Source organism: Clostridium aquiflavi (genome assembly GCF_031344075.1).
GTDB classification, from domain to species: Bacteria; Bacillota; Clostridia; order Clostridiales; family Clostridiaceae; genus Clostridium; species Clostridium aquiflavi.
On sequence record NZ_JAVJAN010000014.1, the window covers coordinates 53,914 to 71,622 of the forward strand.

Below are 17,709 nucleotides of genomic sequence, written 5' to 3' on the forward strand. Positions count from 1 at the left end.
ACAATTTTTTAGTTTTTATGTAATAAATAGTATTATACAATCAGTTTATCATATTTATGTAATATACTTAATATTTTTATATAAATTTAATAACATAAAATATATATTATGTTATTAAATTGAAACTAAATTAATTGTATATTATGGTTAATCTAAAGTATAAAAATAAAAAATGCTAAAAATCCACGAAAATGAACTGCTCCCTGTCAAGTAGACAGAGAGCAGTTCAAAATCCAATATTCAGATTTTCATAGTTTTCCTTATACTCCTATTATATTTAATACTTAAATTTATATATCATCTTAAATAAATATTAAAAAACAAAGTCTTTTAACATATTATTTAATTTTTCAAAAATTCTCAACACAAACTTTAATATATAAGGTAAGAAGAATGATGCTAATAATACTGAAGTAGCCAAAATCAGTATATTATAATTTATAACTTGTCCTAAATTAACCTGATATAGGTGTATAGCTCCTATTGATATAGATCCAACTATTAATACTTTAGATGCTATCCATGAAACTACATTTATGATCTGACATAATAATATTATTATTGATAATACAGCTATTAATGGTAAAGCTAATATCTTAAATGGTAACATAAACAAATCAAATATTTGCTTAGTATTACTTTTGGGACTTTTTTCAACCATTTTTTGTTTTCTAAGTTTTTCTTCTCTATTATCATTCCTATTATTTTTCTTATCTTTATTTTCTGAAAATCCTCTTTTACCATCGTCTTTCTTTTTTGTGCTAGTATTTCTAACTTTGCTTTTTGATCTATTTCTAGAAACTGAATTTCTATTTTTATTATTAACTTCCAATTCCTTTTCTATTTCTTGCGGCTGCATAATTAGCGTTTCATTTTTATCCATTAGTGGACTTTCTTCTAACCTATTTAAAGCTTCATATGCCTCATTAAATAACTTCAAAAATTCATTAAGTCGTTTTTCATTAACTACTTCCTTTTTAATTTTTTCTACTTGCTTTTCATACGCTTCTCTTATTTCTTTTTTTGATGCATTTTTTTCTACACCTAATATTTTATGATAATCCATCATTTATCATCTCCATTTAAATATGCTATTCCTGCTACCAGTGCTGCTTCTATCCCCTTTAATCCATTTGTATTTGGTACAATAATACTTTTTACATTTTTAATAATGTTACTGCTTACCTCAATTTTACATTTTTCAGGAACTCCACCTAAAACCTCTCTAGTCTTAGCTCCTCCATAAGCTATTGCAATTGGTTCTGTGCATCCCATTGCTGGAACTAGTTCTTCCTTCAATATTTGAACATAAGCATTATAGATTCTATCATTTTTTTCATACTAAATTACTCCCTTACATAGCATTTACCAGTTTGTAAGTAGTTTATTTAAATTTTCACCTTATTATTACTTAAAATATTATACTGAAAATTAAAGTTAATTTAAAGTACTATCGTTCATCAAGAAACGTTTAGAGATTTTAAAAGTAGTGGATTTAATATAGACGATACTAGGGATAATTGGCTAAATAAAAATAAAAGAGTTGTATAAAAACATAATTTTACACAACTCTTTTATAATTATATACTTCTTGCTACTTCATATGCATCCCATATAGCATACATGATATTCTTTACTTGTTTTGCATCTCCTAATATATATAAATCTTCTATTTCCATTTTCAACTCATCATATAAATTTTTATTTGATCTATATCCTATAGACATTATTACTGTATCTGCCTCTAATATTTCTTCTATACCATCACTGTTTTTAACTATTGCTCCCTCATCATTAGCTGCTGCTATAGATGTTGATGTTATTATTTTAACATTTTCATATTTTAATAAATTTTTAAGCATATCATAGTTCATAAACGGTAAATTGTGAGGTCCTCCTAAAATTTCCTTACTTGCCTCTACAATTGTTACTTCTCTTCCTTTTTGAGCTAACCATAACGCAGTTTCGCATCCAACTAAACCAGCTCCAACTACAACTACCTTTTGCCCTGCTGATTCTGGATTTAATAAAATTTTATCAGCTGTTACAACCTTCCCATTATCAAATCCTGGAAGATTTAACATTATAGGATTTGAACCTGTAGCTACCACAACTACATCGAACTTGCTTTCTTTAATTTTTTCAGCAGTCATCTCAGATTCCATAAATACCTTAACCCCTGCATCTTTAACTGCTTTTGTATACCAATTAACTAAATGATAATCATCTTTTTTGAAGTTTGGTGCTCCCCCTGGTATTATATTTCCGCCTAGTTTATTTGATTTTTCGTGTAGTTCTACTTCATGCCCTCTAAGAGCACTAACTCTTGCAAATTCAAGCCCTGAAATACCCCCACCTATTACTAATACTTTCTTAGCTTCATCAGCTTTACTTATTCCATAAGTAGCTTCTCTTCCGCAGGCTGGATTTACTGCACAAGATAATCCTGATGCCTTTTCTATTCTTCCCATACAACCTTCATGACAGGATAAGCATGGTCTTACATCATCAATTTTTCCAACCCTAATTTTTTTAGGTAAATATGGATCTGCAAGTAAAGGTCTTCCTAATCCTATTATGTCAGCTTCACCATTTTCTAATGAAGTTAAAGCTATATCCGGGTTATCCATTCTACCTGCTAATATTACTGGTACGTCTACAACTTCTTTTACCATCTTTCCAAATGATCTATACATACCATCTTCAAAATACATTGGTGGATGATTCCAGTACCAAGAATCATATGTTCCTACATCTACATTTAATGCATCATATCCAGCTTCAACTAATATTTTAGCTGCCTGCAATCCTTCTTCATAATCACGACCCACTTCCACAAATTCTTCTCCTGGAAGTGCACCTTCTCTTAGTCCCTTCATCATACTTTTTAATGAATATCTTAAAGAAACTGGAAAATCTTCTCCACAAACTGCTTTTATAGATTTAACTATTTCCGTTGCAAATCTTAATCTATTCTCTAAGCTTCCACCAAATTCATCAGTACGCTTATTATAAAAAGATATTGCAAACTGGTCTAATAAATACCCTTCATGAACTGCATGTATTTCTACACCATCAAAACCTGATTTTTTTGCTATTGCTGCAGACATTGCAAATTTTTGTATGTAGGTTTTAACTTCTTCAGTTGCTAACTCTCTATGTTTTATATTTGCATCCCATCTATTTTCTTGTGCTGATGGTGCTACACATTTACCTTTCAAGAAACTTGGTATTCCTGAACGTCCTAATCCTGCAGTTAACTGCAAAAATATCTTAGCTCCATATGCATGAACTCTTTCTGTTAATATTTTTCCACTTTGTACAAAGTGTAGTGGACTCTTTGTAACACAAGGTATGCTTGGATTTTGTAAAGGCTCTATATCATTTTCCACATTACAAATACCAGTAATTATAAGTCCAGTTCCACCCTTTGCTCTTTCTACGTAATAATCAATTCCAGCTTTATTAAATGCTCCTTGTTCACTAGTAAATCCAACTGGTCCCATTGGTGCCATTGAATAACGATTTGGTATTTCTACTTTACCTATTTTAATAGGTTCAAATAATTTACTATACTTTTTGTTCATGTAATACTTCCTCCATTTGCTTACTATTCTATATACTTCATTGAATATATTCATCGAATATATTCAATGAATATATTTTAACATTATCACATTGATAATTTATTGTCAATATTTTGATTCGTAATTTTCTAAACTCATTTCACTGATAATATAATGAAATTTATTATATAGATCTTTATTTGTTTAAAAAAAAATTCAATTATAAAATATATCCCATTTTAGCTTTACTATGATATACTATGAAATGCATGAGATTAGATAATAATAGTCAAGTAAAATATATATGCTTCGCATCGAAAGATGCTAAACGGAATAATAAAATAGGACTAATGAAAAGATAATGCTATATAATGTTCGTTAGAATGATATTAAGTTTTCTATGAAATTTTATAACTACATCATACAAGGAGGGATTTTATTTGGATACGAAATTAACCAACAGGCAATATCAAGCTCTTAAAACTAAAGAAAATATACTTCATTGTGCATTACAATTAGTTAAAGAAATAGGCTTTGAAAAAGTTACTATATCCTCTATTTGCAAAAAGGCCAATGTATCAATCGGTTCCTTTTACCACTATTTTAAATCACTAGATTTTATAATAATTGAAACTTATAAATACTTCGATGAAATACTTACAAATTTAGACGAACAAGGGCATTTTAATGGAAATACTATAAATAGAATTATGCTAATTGTAAAAGAACAGCTAAGATATGCAGAAATTGAAGGAGTTGAAATTGTTACACAATTTTACAAAAGCCAAATTACAGTTGGAAATGAATATTTTTTATCCTTTGATAGACATCTATCAAAACTAATTTTAGATGCTGCAAAAGATGGTCAAAAATTAGGCATTTTAGACACTACCATTGATGCCTTAGAAATTACAAATGATATATTAACTATTTCTAGAGGTGTAATTTATGATTGGTGCTTAAAACATGGAAATTTCAACTTAATAGAGAAGGGTTGCAAACTAACTAAAGTTTATTTAGATTCCTATTTAGTTAATAGTTGTCCTTAGATTTTGAATTTATAATACCAATTATTATTGCAATTAAATTATTTAATCTTTTCGAAGATAAAAGTATAATTTTTCCAGTGTTTTTCAAATGTATTCTTGATTATTAATCATAAAAAACCACCTTTTCTTAGTAAATTTATTTGTTGCAAATAAATTTCACACTAGAATTGGTGGTTTTTTTATTATTTTCAGATTAATTTTTTTCTTAGAATGAATTTTGGAAATTATCTAGTTATTAGTTGTCCGTAGCCTCCATAATCTACATCTATTCTTATATCAATTTTTCTAAATTAATCACCAATTCACTAATAACTCTAACATACCTACGAATAATTACATTTAGTGTTTACTTTGTACTGTTTATGTACTCCCTGTAAGTTAAATGAACTGTAAATCCTGTATCGTCAAATTTATAGCTTGTATTTTCAAGAGGAGGATTGCCAGATGCTAAATTTATTCCAATAGAATAAAGAGCTTCAGCAAGATCGTGAGGATCTAAAGCAACAGTACCTGTCATAAAACCTTTTTGTATTAAATCTTTGGCAGCTGGCATTCCATCAATACCTAAAACTGGAATTGTTTCTGATTTATTTCCTTTATTATATCCATACTTCTGTAAAGCCTCAACAGCACCTACTGCCATAGCATCATTATTAGAAATTATAGCTTCAATTTTATTACCATATTTAAGAAACAGAGCTTCAATAGAACTTTTAGCGCAATCTTGCATCCATTCACAGTTAGAGGATGTAATCTCTTCTGTTTTTATTCCAGCCTCTTTAAGTGCTAAAATAGAGTATTTTGTTCTTAAATATGTTAACGGGCTACCAATTCTGCCTTTTAACATAACATACTGCAATACATCATCATGATTTTTATCTATGAACTCTTTATTAGAATTCCATTCATTAACAAGTATTTTTCCTTCCATAGTACCCGATTGCTCAAAATCTGCTCCAATAACAACAAATCGCTTATACGGTTTAATAAAGTTTATTATTTCTTCAGTGGGGTCTGGATTTAAAATTAAAGGAATATTTTTTCTCATGATTTTAATTAAAGTACTTTTTACATCGTCTAAGTTATGAGTAATTAAATTTATAATAAAAAGGTCATATTCTTCTGTAAGGGCTTTTTCTATACTTTCATTTTGTAAACTTTGATTATCTTTTGCATCAAAGAATGTAAATTTAACTTTATCTTTATTTTCTTTTTCAATACGTTCCAAATTTTGTTTAAGTAAAGAAACATACATAGCATTAGAATTGTCTAAGAATACACCTATCTTAACTGGAGTTTCTTTACTAAAATTTGAATTAGCAAATACATTATTTTTCAAAACTCCTATTAGGATAATTGGAATCATAATAAATATTAATATTTTTTTTAAAATGCTCATTTAAATCCTCCAAGATATCTCTTTAATTATAATAATTAATTTTAGCATTTGTATTAATAATAAAAAATATTCTAATTCAATATACTTTTCCTTAATTATATTTTCATTACATGATTTACCTTCTACAATACATTTTATATTAAACATATTGCTTTATTTAATTGCATTAATCAATTCATCTAATCTTCTTTTGATTTATCCATTTATGGACACTTTCTTTTTTAACTAAAAAAATTTTACTTAGTTCGACTTAAAGTGTCCACTATTTTATACTAACACCAGTATAAAATTTACTTTAAGTCAAATAATAACTGTATATTATTAAGATTAGGAGGTAAAGAAAATTGAATGAAGGATTAGTAGTTTTTGTGCGTTCTATTATCGGATTTTTTTCCTTACTTATTTTTGCTAAAATATTAGGTAAACAACAAATAAGTCAATTAAGTTTTTTCGATTATGTCCTTGGAATAACAATTGGATCTATTGCTGCAACTCTTACAACAGACTTATCTAGTAGAGCTTGGCCTCATTTTATAGGTCTTTTTGTTTGGGCTCTACTAGGATATACAATGGAATATATTACATTAAAATGGAGATATGCTTCAAAATACATAGATGGAGAACCTACAATTATAATTATGAATGGTAAAATAATGGAGAATGCATTACGCAAAATGAAATACAAAGTCTCTGATATCATGGCACTATTAAGAAATAAAGATGTTTTTGATTTGTCACAAGTGGATTTTGCAATTATTGAACCAAATGGACAATTATCTGTACTTAAAAAACCACAATATGAACCTCTAACACCTAAAGATATGAATATTACTAAAGCGCCAACAGGCATAAGTACAGAACTTATTTACGATGGAATACTTATACATCAAAATTTAAAACAACTTAATAAAACTGAAAAATGGCTTATGGATCAGCTAAAAATGTACCAAATCAAGGATGTTTCAGAGGTATTTCTTGCAACACTGACTCCTTCTGGTTCCTTGTATATAGATAAATATGATGATCACACTGTAAAAATAACTGATGTTGGTGATTATAAGGGCCCATATTAAGGAGGAAAACTATCATGAGAAAATTTTTAGTCATAACTACACCTATAGTAGCATTAATTCTTTTTGTAGTAATTATGCTTAGTAGCACTATTTTAAAAAAATCATTAGGAAAAAATGATAATATTCCTGAGTCAATACAATTAATTATTCAAGATGTAGAATCAGAAAACTGGGAAGATGCTAGTGATAAAACAAAAAATTTGTCAAATGTTTGGAAAAGAGTAGTTAAAAGAATTCAGTTTAGTTCAGAAAGAGATGAAATAAATTCTTTTCAAGAGAGTATGGCACGTCTTAATGGTGCCATAATGGCAAAAGATAAATCTGCTTCACTTATTGAATTAAATGAAGCTTATGAGCATTGGGATGGATTAGGTAAATAAACTCTAAATGTGTTATAAAAAGCATAGTTATAATATGCTTTTTAACAATTATTTTTATATTGAAATTTTATTTATGTAATTAATTTATAGTTTAATAATTCCAGTAAGAACTCAAAATTATATTACATATTAATATACTCCCATATCTATAAAATATAAATTTAACTAGATATGAGAGTATATCAATTATTAATTAACTATTTATTATATTGAGGTTCTTCTTGTTTTACAAAATCAAGTCTTGATTGAATTGTTTGTTCTACATTTTCCATTGTATTTGCAAGTTGATTAAACATTTGTTTTGCTTCTTGATTATCTGTATCTAAAGAAAATGTCTTCATATCAGCACCTAATCCCTTAGCACTAGCTAATGCTGTTTCAAGTTTTGTTCCTGTTGGCATAACAACTCCTCCTTTGTATTTTTTATTACAACTATATTTTGTTCATAATTAATTTAAATATTCAATTTATTCATAATGAAATATATTCCTTTTTAAATCTAGTTTATATTTATTAATCCTTAACAATTTGTCTTTAATAATTTAAATAAATATATATATTAAAAATGAATTAAAACTAAGATTATTGGTTAAAGTAACCTAGAAAACAACTTAATAAATATAAAGGAGACTTTTATATGACTGCGATTTCAAAGGTAAAAGAAACATTAGCTACACTAAAGGGGTCTGAGGCCACCTTAAGAATGTATTCATTGCAAGAACGTGATAAAGAAGCTAGCGCTATTTATAATCAGGCATATAAAGAAATAAATGAAATTAAAACAGACTTAGAAAAAAGAATAGGCTTTATGGAGTTTGAGGAACCCCAATATAAAGGCAACTAAGTGAGGTGGCATATGGATTCTTGGTTAATACTATTATTTAATTCGATAATTTTATTTTTTTTAACATTAGTTATAACAAAATATATGAAAAAAAAGACCTTATCTAAGGCTACACCCTTTGATTTTATTTCTTATGCCGTCATTGCTATTATAATTACTTTAATTTCTTTAAATATAGTTAATAATATTTACTTCGGATTAATTACACTGTCTGTTTGGGCACTGATGCCTATTATCTTAGATTATGCTTCCATGAGAAGTAAATGGATTTATAACCTAATGCACGGTAAAGAACGGGTTCTTGTTAAAAACGGTAAAGTTATGGAAGATAACTTATCCAAAGAAAGAATTACAGGGCAAGAATTCCTACAACAAATGCGTTTAAAAAAAGTATTTAACTTAGCCGATGTTGAATTTGCTGTAATGGAAACAACTGGAGATATAAATGTTAGTTTAAAAGCTGATAAAAAGCCCATTACCCCATATGATTTAGGAGAAAAAGTAGCACCTAAGACTGAACCACAAACAGTTATTTTAGATGGAAACATATTAAATGAAGGTCTTACTAATGCTGGATTAAATCGAGGCTGGCTTACAACTCAGCTAGAAATCAAAGGGGTTATCCTTGAAAATGTTTTTCTTGGTCAAGTAGATTCTTCTGGCGACTTATATATAGATCTTTTTGATGATATGATACAAGTCCCTAAAACACAAATTAAAGAAATGCTCTATGCTAGTATTCAAAAAAGTCAAGCAGATCTTATTTCATTTTCTTTAGACTGTGACAATGAAGATGCAAAAACTATGTACTCACAAAGTGCTAAAAAATTAGAAAAAACCATAAAAAAATTAGAACCATATTTATTACGTTAGAAGGTGAAATAAATGTCAAATATGAAAAAGAAAAAAATGACCTCAGCTCAGCAGCAATATGATACATTAGTAAATAGTATAGAACCTAAAAGACCCATTTTAACTAATTGTATTAGAGCCTTTCTCGTAGGTGGCACAATATGTACAATTGGTCAAGGACTACAGTGGATTTTTATTAACTACTTTAATTTTGATGAAAAAACCTCAGTAGGTCCTACGTCCCTAGTTTTAATATTTTTTGCAGCTTTATTTACTGGCCTTGGAATTTACGATCATCTTAGTCAGTGGGCTGGATGTGGATCTGCTGTTCCTATTACAGGCTTTGCCAATTCTATAGCTTCTGCTTCAATTGAACATAAAACTGAAGGATTTGTACTTGGAGTAGCTGGAAATATGTTCAGTCTTGCAGGCGCAGTTATTGTTTATGGAGTTTTTGCTTCTTTTGTAATTGCTACAATAAAAATAACAATAACATGGTTGGGGGCGATGTAAATGCTTAAAGGACATCAATCCTGGATTTTTAATTCTAAACCTACAATATTAGCTTCTGCCGCCGTTGGTGGTCCTTTTGAAGGTAATGGTGCTTTAGCTGATGACTTTGATATACTTTATGATGATTTATGGCTTGGGCAAGATAGCTATGAAAAAGCAGAAAAGGCTCTACTTGAGCATGCTTGTGAAAGAGCAATACAAAAATCAAAGATACAAAAAGAAAATATTAACTTTTTCTTAAGTGGAGATTTAATGAATCAAATCATTTCTAGTAGCTTTACTGCAAGAACTTTAGGAATACCTTATTTAGGAATATTTGGTGCTTGCTCTAGCTCCATGGAAGGTTTAGCATTAGCTGCTCAATTAATAGAAAGTAAAGCAGCTAAATATGTTATAGCAGCTGCAAGTAGTCATAATGCAGCTGCTGAAAAACAATTTAGATATCCTACAGAATATGGTGTGCAAAGACCACCTACTGCTCAATGGACAGTAACTGGAGCTGGAGCTGCAGTCCTTGGACAAAATGGAAACGGACCTAAAATAACTTCTGCGACCATAGGAAGAGTAGTAGATATGGGTATTTCAGATCCATATAACGTTGGTGCAGCCATGGCACCAGCAGCTGTAGATACCATTGAAGCGCATTTTAGAGATTTAAATATTGATGCTTCTCATTATGATCTTATTGCCACTGGTGATTTAGGAAAAGTTGGCCATGAACTTGCTAATGCTTTATTAAAAAAACATGAAATAAATATGCCAACGGATATATTTACAGATTGTGGTCTTTTAATATATAAAGAAGACCAACCAAGCTTTTCTGGTGGAAGTGGCTGTGGTTGTTCTGCTACTGTAACTTATGGACATTTACTTAATCGTATGCGAAAAGGGGAATTAAAGAAAATATTGATTGTTGCAACAGGTGCCTTAATGTCTCCTATCTCCTTCCAACAAAAGGAAAGCATACCTAGTGTTGCCCATGCTGTTTCTATAGAAATGTAAAAAAGAAGGTGTGAGTTAAGTTATGGAAAAATTTATTTTTGCATTTATAATAGGTGGATTAATTTGTGTTATTGGGCAACTTATAATGGATACTTTAAAGATTACCCCTGCACATACAACTTGTACACTAGTTGTAATTGGTGCAATTTTAGGTGGATTTGGTCTATATGATCCTTTGGTGAAATTCGCAGGTGCTGGAGCATTTGTACCTATAAGTAGCTTTGGAAATACCCTTGTAACAGCTGCTATAACTGAGGCTGAGCAAACGGGTTTTATAGGAATATTTACTGGTGTTTTAAAGACAGTAAGTGTAGGTGTTTCCTCCGCAATAATATTTGGATTTATTTCTGCCATGATATTTAAACCAAAAGGTTAGGCATATGAAAAAATTCTTTTCAAAATAACCCACGTGAACACTTACATTGAACTGTTTCCTGTCTACTTTACAGGGAGCAGTTCACATTCATATTATCGTGGATTTCATAGTTGAGACAAGACTCCACCTTTAAAATCCACCAATAATATAAAATTATTTTATTATCTTCTCTTGTTCTTCTTAATCATACTTATTTAATAAAATATAGCCATATTTAATTTTAATTATTAAATAATCCTGCTCCTTCTATGATTTCCTGCTCCATAAATAAACTTGAAACTGCTTCATTATAATCACTTAACTTTTGTGACTTCTTTATTTTTTTAGCATATTTTTTATTATCTGAAAACATGTAAATCATATATCCCCATAGTTCTTTCATTCTAAAGATTGCATTTCTATCTTCATTAAATAATTCTATATATTTATTAAAAATTTCACTATGAAAATCTTTTAATACTTCTTTATCTATAAAAGTATTATTTTTAATCTGATTCATTAACCCTGGATTTGCTAGTATACCTCTTCCTAGCATTACTTTGTTTACTTCTGGAAAAGCTTTTATTAATTTATTATGATCATCAACATTAAAAATATCACCATTATAGCATACTTGATTGGTGCTTAAAGATAATGCATCTTTAAATACCTCTAAATTAGGTTTATTTCCATAAAAATCTTTTTGTGTTCTAGAATGAATAATTAATTCTTCTATAGGATATTTATTGTAAATTTTTATTAGTTCATAAAATTCTTCTGGACTCTCCTTTCCTATTCTAGTTTTTATAGAAATTTTCATATCATCTATTTTAAATATTTTATCTAAAAACATATCAAGTTCTTCTCTTTTGGCTAGAAATCCTGATCCTCTATTTTTTGAAACAACCGTTCCAGCAGGGCAGCCTAAATTTAAATTAACCTCATTATAACCTAATTGTTGTAATTTTCTAGAAGTATTAATAAAACCTTCTGAATCATTGGTAAGTATTTGAGGTACAATATTCATCCCTTTATTATTTTCAGGTAAAACATCCCTTAACTCTTTAGTTTTAAGACTTCTGCTTTTATTTGTAACAATAAAAGGGGTAAAATATTTATCAATATTATGAAAAAATTTTTCATAAGCATTTCTATATATATATCCTGTAATTCCTTCCATTGGTGCTAAATAATATTTCATTTAATGACTCCTCATAATCTAAGTTATATTTGCTTATAAAAGTAGTATTTAATTTCCCACACTATTATTCTTTTATAAACTTTCCAAAAAACATTATATCAGGATGAACTTTTCTTATCTACTTAATTTATTTATTATAATAATCTATATCCCAACTTTTAGGCAGCCTTATAAATAAATTACCTACATAATATTCATTCCTTGGTTTCTCTATTTCTCTATTACAATTAGCATCTTTATCATTTTTTTTAGATCTAATATTATTAAAGACCCCCTTCAAACTAAGCATTCCATATCCCCACTGAGGATTAGGATATACGTCTCCTGGTCTTTGCTGAGCACCTCTTATCAAATATGTTTTTAATTTGTCAGCATACATTGTAGTATCATTACCATCAATAATTCCCCATTGAAATAGTAATGCACAGGATCCTGCTACAACAGCACCTGCCACACTTGAACCACTAATAATTGCAGTGGTTCCATCTACCGAAGTGGTCTTAGCATTAACTCCTCCAGCTGCAATATCAGGCTTTATCATATCATTTCTTGTAAACCCTCTTCCTGATTCTGGTACGATCGAATTATTATTTTGATTATAGTATGCTGCAGTTATAACACTGCTAGATGTTCCTGGAAGAGTCAATGTAATATATGGGTTAGGTCTAAGAAATCTTGTATCAGGTGCTATAAGTTCTCTCTGTAATATCCATGCATCATATCTTCCTACTAAAATTAATTCTCCTATAAGCTTAAATTGCCATATACCTACTCTAATATCTCTTGCCACAATAACTATTTTTTGATCTCCACTTATTTCCTCTGGTATAAAATATTCTATTGTCATTTTAGTTTCTTCATATACAAAAGTAACATCTACAATTTCCTTAAGCTTTGGAGGTATTCTTTTAATAACCTCACCAGTTGGAGATGTTATTGATAGTGCTACTTTATCTGGCTTTGAAATCCATATTTCAATACGTATATCTTTCTGTTTTTCTCCTATTTTAAGTTCTATAATTCCAATATCTCCTGCACTCTTTATTGTTCCTGAAGTATGAGTTGCAGTATTTCCTTGATTACCAGTTGGAGCAACTACTGCAACTCCAATATTTTTACAAATTTCTTCTGAATATCTTTCAACTAAGGACTCTCCAGTATGAGCACCCATATTTGTTCCTAATGGAATATACATTATAATAGGCTTATTTAATTTAGATGCTAAATCTAATAAATATCTCATACCTAAAAATACTGAAGTATTTTTATATGAAATTTCATTTCCATAAAGTGCATAAGCTTGTCTGAAAGCCTTATTACCTGATCTAAGCTTTACAACTGCTAAGCTACACTTCGGAGCTACTCCTATAAGTTCTGGATTAGCGCCTTTTGCTGCTATAATACCTGCTATTTTTGTTCCATGACCTATTTCATCCTTAGATGGTACAATTTTATATGGATCACTACCATTTCGATTTGCTTGTATTGCCTTATTAATATCATCTTGCGTGTATATAGTCCCCGCTATAATTTCTGGTTGTAGAGTATCGTTTTCAATATTTTGATCATAAATTGATATAATCCTAGAAGTTCCATCTTTATTTATAAATTCATCATTTAAATAATCTATTCCAGTATCAACGATGCCAACAATAACCCCCGAACCATCTAATGATAAGTATTCGCTATTGTGAAATAGTGTTGCTTCTGATGCTATTACAGGTGATATATCACATAGTGTAAGAGCTGAACCTGGATCTGCAAAAATTATTTCTTTAGTTGTCTTTAATACCTTGTTATTTATTTCATATGGCAATGTTACAAACGCACGTTTTTCATCTATTATATATACATCTGAATCTTGAAACTTCTTTATTGCATTAACTATATCTCCTCTATATTCAACTACTGTATTTAAATTATTTTCTTTTAAAAAATAATTTATTTTTTTATTTATTGATATTTCTCTGTTTTTCTCTTTTTCAAGTCCTCTAATATTATCAAAAACCCCTTTTACATCTAGCATACCATAACCCCACTGAGGATTAGGATAAACGTCTCCTTGTCTTTTATTTGCTCCTCTTATTAAATATGTTTTTAATTTTATAGCAAACATTGGACTGTCATTTTCCTCAACAATCCCCCACTCAAGCAATAGTGCGCATGCCCCCGCTGTAACAGCACCTGCCACACTTGAACCACTAATAATTTGAGTTCCTCCACCTACAGAAGTTGTTATAGTATTAATTCCACCTGCTGCAATATCTGGCTTAATCATATTATTCCTAGTATAACCCTTACCTGACTCAAGTACAATTGAGTTGTTATTTTGATTGTAATATGCTATAGTTATTGCCCCCTTGGAGGTTCCTGGCGTAGTTAATGTAGTATTGGGAATAGGATTAAGAAATTTTGTATCTGGCGCTAAAATCTCTCTTTGTAATATCCATGCATCATATTTTCCAACTACGATTAACTCACCTATAAGTTTAAATTTCCATATGCCCTCTCTAATATTTCTTGCAATGATAAGTATTTTTTGCTCTCCTGTTAATTCCTCAGGTATAAAATATTCTATTGTCATTTTAGTTTCTTCATACAGAAAATTAATATCTGTCACTGTTTTAAGCTTTGGAGATATTTTACTAATAGCTTCACCTGTAGGAGATATTATTGATAATGCTACCTTATCTGGCTTGGACATCCATATTTGGATACGTATATCATGCTGATTTTTTCCTATCTGAATTTCTATAGTTGCCTCTTCTCCTTTATTTTTTATTACTCCTGAAGTATGAGTATCCGTATTTCCTTGATTACCACTAGGAACAACAACTGCTACACCATTATAATTAGAAATTTCAGTTATATATTTTTCAATAAATGCTTCTCCATTATGAGGTCCAGTATTGGCGCCTAATGGAATATATATTACAATAGGCTTCTTTAATTCAACTGATAAATCATACAAATATTTTATGCCAAGTAATATGCCTGAATTTTGGTATACAGGCTCATTTCCATAAACTTGATAATACTCTCTAAAAGACTTAAATGCTGGTCTAAGTTTTACTATTGCTAAATTGCACCTAGGCGCTGCACCAATTATCCCAGGTGTAGCACCTCTTGCAGCTATTATCCCTGCCATATTTGTTCCGTGACCTATTTCATCCTTAGATGGTACAATTTCATATGGATCTTGTCCATTTTTTTTAGCTTGTATTGCCTTATTTATATCCTCTTGTTTATATACAGCACATTTAAACTTAGATGAGTTATCTGGGATACTTCTATCCATGATTTCTAAAATTCTAGTGGTTCCATCCTCATTTACAAATTCTTCATTTAAATAGTCTATTCCTGTATCAATTATCCCTACAATTACACCTAAACCACTTAGTTGTAAATAAACATTATTATGAAACACAGTAGCTCCGGATGCTTCTACTGGTGAAATATCGCAAGTTGTATATGCATCGCCTAAATCTACATATACTATTTCATGTGTTGACTTTACCACATCATCATAAATTTCATATGGTGTTGCAATTAATGCACGTTTTTCGTCTACTATATATACTGACGTATTTTTAAAATTCTTCAATGCATTAACTATATCACCTTTATATTCAACCAAAAAAATCATATTATTTATATCAAAAAAATTATTGGGAGATTCCGCCATCTCTCTGCTATTTTCTTCTTTTAATCCTCTAATGTTATCAAAAACGCCCTTCATATTGATGATTCCATAACCCCACTGTGGATTAGGATACTCATCACCTTCCCTTTTTGATGTTCCTCTTATTAGATATGTTTTAAGTTTTATTGAATACATAGATCTATCTTTACCCTGAACAATTCCCCACTGGAATATAAGTGCACAACATCCTGCAACTACAGCTGCTGCCACACTGGATCCACTGATAATTTTGTCGCTATTATTTCCGTAAATTGCTAATGCATTAACTCCACCAGCTACTATATCTGGTTTTATTCTATCATCCCTTGTATAACCTCTACCAGAATCTACTTCAATTGCATTGTTAGTTTGATTATAATACCCAACAGATATGGCATGTCTTGATGTTGATGGAATCATTAATGTTCCATCTGGATTTGGACTTAAAAATTTTGTATTTGGTGCAATTATTGACTTCTGTGGTAAATAAGCATTATATTTACCTACTGACACCATTTCTCCTAAAAGCTTAAAATCCCATATACCTTCAGCTATATTTATGGCTGTAATATTAATTTTTTCATCACCACTTATTTCCTCTGGTTTAAGATACTGAATAAACATCTTAGTTTTTTCATATATAAAATTAATTTCTGTAATCTTTTTGTTTATGGGCGCTATTCTATCAACTATTTCTCCAGAAGGAGATGTAATTGATAATGTTACTTTATCTGGTTTAGAAATCCATATTTCAAATTTTAAATTTTTTTGTTTCTCATCTACTATAAGCTCAATATTAGCAACATCACCATCTTTAACTATTACTCCTGAAGTATGAGTATCTGCATCTGCTTCATTTCCTGTTGGTACAACAACAGCTACTCCTCTAATTCTTGAAATCTCATCTATATATCTTTCATTAAGAGCTAATCCATTGTGAGCCCCCATATTATAGCCTAGTGGTATCAATATTACAATCGGTTTCTTTAGATTCATAGAAAGCTCATATAGATAGCTTATTCCACTAAACACTGCAATATTTGAATAGATAGGTGCATTTCCATATACATAACCTTCCTCTTTTAATTTTTTACTTGCAGGTAATAGTTTTACAATAGCTAAATCACATTTAGGTGCTGCTCCTGCAAGTGATGGTTTTGCGCCTCTACCAGCAGCAATTCCTGCCATATTTGTACCATGACCTATTTCATCCTTTGAAGGTACTATTGCATACGGATCTTTACCTTCTCTTTTAGCTTTAATTGCATTATTTATATCCTCTATTGTATACTCAGTTCCTAGAGCTTGACCACTAGGTCTTTTTCCTGTATTAATTGTTTGATCAAAGATAGCTAAAATCCTTGAGGTACCATCTACATTTATAAATTCTTCATTTAAATAATCTATTCCCGTATCAATTATTCCTAATATAACACCTGATCCATCTAATGGTAAGTACTCATTGTTATGAAACTGCGCAGCTCCAGATGCTTCCACTGGTGAAACAGCACATAATGTATATATGGCTACAGGATTTCTATAAGTAATTACATTAGATAGTTTACTGACTATCTCCTCTATATCTTCATCTATAACTGATAGTAATGCAGTATTTTCATTAATTACAAATACCTTAGCATTTGTAAATTTATTTACAGCACTAACAATATCTCCACTGTAGTCTACTAGTGCATATGTTACATTGTCTCCTGTAAAAACATCATCTGAATCCTTTCTATGATCTTTTTTATAAATCTTACTCTTTTTTATACTAATCCCCCCTTTTCACTATC

The 17,709-nt window shown here is 29.7% G+C and carries 14 protein-coding genes and 1 pseudogene; 8 read left to right on the forward strand and 7 right to left on the reverse strand.

Features of this window, described 5'->3' with window-relative positions; all coding sequences use genetic code 11:
* Positions 1 to 313: 313 nt before the first annotated feature.
* From RGC78_RS06665 to RGC78_RS06675, 3 genes and pseudogenes are all read right to left on the reverse strand, one after another.
* The gene (locus RGC78_RS06665) at positions 314 to 1,069 is read right to left on the reverse strand and encodes a J domain-containing protein (RefSeq protein WP_252214344.1); all 756 of its coding nucleotides are present in this window, start codon (positions 1,067 to 1,069) and stop codon (positions 314 to 316) included.
* Between the two features lie 23 nt (positions 1,070 to 1,092).
* Positions 1,093 to 1,323, reverse strand: a pseudogene (locus RGC78_RS06670) (serine dehydratase subunit alpha family protein); the annotation flags it as partial.
* A 257-nt stretch (positions 1,324 to 1,580) separates the two neighbouring features.
* Complete coding sequence (locus RGC78_RS06675) at positions 1,581 to 3,587, reverse strand: FAD-dependent oxidoreductase (RefSeq protein WP_252214346.1); 2,007 nt, start codon at positions 3,585 to 3,587, stop codon at positions 1,581 to 1,583.
* 419 nt (positions 3,588 to 4,006) lie between these two features.
* On the opposite strand from RGC78_RS06675, the gene RGC78_RS06680 reads away from it, so the two are divergent.
* Positions 4,007 to 4,615, forward strand: coding sequence for a TetR/AcrR family transcriptional regulator (locus tag RGC78_RS06680; RefSeq protein ID WP_252214348.1), 609 nt, complete (start codon positions 4,007 to 4,009; stop codon positions 4,613 to 4,615).
* A 346-nt stretch (positions 4,616 to 4,961) separates the two neighbouring features.
* Here RGC78_RS06680 and RGC78_RS06685 read toward each other — a convergent pair whose 3' ends face one another.
* Entirely contained in the window at positions 4,962 to 6,014 is a 1,053-nt protein-coding gene (locus tag RGC78_RS06685; RefSeq protein WP_252214350.1) for a galactose ABC transporter substrate-binding protein, read from the reverse strand.
* A 344-nt stretch (positions 6,015 to 6,358) separates the two neighbouring features.
* Between RGC78_RS06685 and RGC78_RS06690 the strand changes: the two genes are divergently transcribed.
* Together RGC78_RS06690 and RGC78_RS06695 are read left to right on the forward strand one after the other, a co-directional pair.
* Positions 6,359 to 7,087 carry a DUF421 domain-containing protein gene (locus RGC78_RS06690; RefSeq protein WP_252214352.1) on the forward strand — a complete coding sequence of 243 codons (729 nt, stop codon included), beginning with the start codon at positions 6,359 to 6,361 and terminating at the stop codon, positions 7,085 to 7,087.
* 14 nt (positions 7,088 to 7,101) lie between these two features.
* The gene (locus tag RGC78_RS06695; protein ID WP_252214354.1) at positions 7,102 to 7,467 is read left to right on the forward strand and encodes a DUF4363 family protein; all 366 of its coding nucleotides are present in this window, start codon (positions 7,102 to 7,104) and stop codon (positions 7,465 to 7,467) included.
* A 197-nt stretch (positions 7,468 to 7,664) separates the two neighbouring features.
* On the opposite strand, the gene RGC78_RS06700 is transcribed toward RGC78_RS06695, so the two are convergent.
* Positions 7,665 to 7,868, reverse strand: a complete 204-nt coding sequence (locus RGC78_RS06700) for a DUF1657 domain-containing protein (RefSeq protein WP_252214356.1) — start codon at positions 7,866 to 7,868, stop codon at positions 7,665 to 7,667.
* A gap of 236 nt (positions 7,869 to 8,104) precedes the next feature.
* On the opposite strand from RGC78_RS06700, the gene RGC78_RS06705 reads away from it, so the two are divergent.
* From RGC78_RS06705 to spoVAE, 5 genes are read left to right on the forward strand one after another with little or no spacing between them, the layout of a single operon-like run.
* On the forward strand, positions 8,105 to 8,311 hold the full coding sequence (locus tag RGC78_RS06705) for a DUF1657 domain-containing protein (protein ID WP_252214358.1): 207 nt from the start codon (positions 8,105 to 8,107) through the stop codon (positions 8,309 to 8,311).
* A gap of 12 nt (positions 8,312 to 8,323) precedes the next feature.
* Entirely contained in the window at positions 8,324 to 9,184 is an 861-nt protein-coding gene (locus RGC78_RS06710) for a DUF421 domain-containing protein (protein WP_252214360.1), read from the forward strand.
* 12 nt (positions 9,185 to 9,196) lie between these two features.
* Entirely contained in the window at positions 9,197 to 9,676 is a 480-nt protein-coding gene (gene spoVAC, locus RGC78_RS06715; protein ID WP_252214362.1) for a stage V sporulation protein AC, read from the forward strand.
* Positions 9,677 to 10,678 carry a stage V sporulation protein AD gene (gene spoVAD / locus RGC78_RS06720; protein ID WP_252214364.1) on the forward strand — a complete coding sequence of 334 codons (1,002 nt, stop codon included), beginning with the start codon at positions 9,677 to 9,679 and terminating at the stop codon, positions 10,676 to 10,678.
* 22 nt (positions 10,679 to 10,700) lie between these two features.
* A complete protein-coding gene (gene spoVAE, locus RGC78_RS06725) occupies positions 10,701 to 11,054 on the forward strand; it encodes a stage V sporulation protein AE (RefSeq protein WP_252214366.1) in 354 nt (117 codons plus the stop codon).
* Between the two features lie 220 nt (positions 11,055 to 11,274).
* On the opposite strand, the gene RGC78_RS06730 is transcribed toward spoVAE, so the two are convergent.
* Together RGC78_RS06730 and RGC78_RS06735 are read right to left on the reverse strand one after the other, a co-directional pair.
* Entirely contained in the window at positions 11,275 to 12,234 is a 960-nt protein-coding gene (locus tag RGC78_RS06730) for a tRNA dihydrouridine synthase (RefSeq protein WP_309556284.1), read from the reverse strand.
* Positions 12,235 to 12,361: 127 nt separating this feature from the next.
* Positions 12,362 to 17,413, reverse strand: a complete 5,052-nt coding sequence (locus tag RGC78_RS06735) for a S8 family peptidase (protein WP_309556285.1) — start codon at positions 17,411 to 17,413, stop codon at positions 12,362 to 12,364.
* Between the last annotated feature and the right edge of the window lie 296 nt (positions 17,414 to 17,709).

Excerpts from the sequence above, each read along its gene's own strand:
- RGC78_RS06665 (WP_252214344.1), bottom strand. The coding sequence starts at position 1,069 with ATGATGGATTATCATAAAATATTAGGTGTAGAAAAAAATGCATCAAAA.
- RGC78_RS06675 (WP_252214346.1), bottom strand. The coding sequence starts at position 3,587 with ATGAACAAAAAGTATAGTAAATTATTTGAACCTATTAAAATAGGTAAA.
- RGC78_RS06685 (WP_252214350.1), bottom strand. The coding sequence starts at position 6,014 with ATGAGCATTTTAAAAAAAATATTAATATTTATTATGATTCCAATTATC.
- RGC78_RS06695 (WP_252214354.1), top strand. The coding sequence starts at position 7,102 with ATGAGAAAATTTTTAGTCATAACTACACCTATAGTAGCATTAATTCTT.
- RGC78_RS06700 (WP_252214356.1), bottom strand. The coding sequence starts at position 7,868 with ATGCCAACAGGAACAAAACTTGAAACAGCATTAGCTAGTGCTAAGGGA.
- RGC78_RS06705 (WP_252214358.1), top strand. The coding sequence starts at position 8,105 with ATGACTGCGATTTCAAAGGTAAAAGAAACATTAGCTACACTAAAGGGG.
- RGC78_RS06710 (WP_252214360.1), top strand. The coding sequence starts at position 8,324 with ATGGATTCTTGGTTAATACTATTATTTAATTCGATAATTTTATTTTTT.
- spoVAC (WP_252214362.1), top strand. The coding sequence starts at position 9,197 with ATGTCAAATATGAAAAAGAAAAAAATGACCTCAGCTCAGCAGCAATAT.
- spoVAD (WP_252214364.1), top strand. The coding sequence starts at position 9,677 with ATGCTTAAAGGACATCAATCCTGGATTTTTAATTCTAAACCTACAATA.
- spoVAE (WP_252214366.1), top strand. The coding sequence starts at position 10,701 with ATGGAAAAATTTATTTTTGCATTTATAATAGGTGGATTAATTTGTGTT.
- RGC78_RS06730 (WP_309556284.1), bottom strand. The coding sequence starts at position 12,234 with ATGAAATATTATTTAGCACCAATGGAAGGAATTACAGGATATATATAT.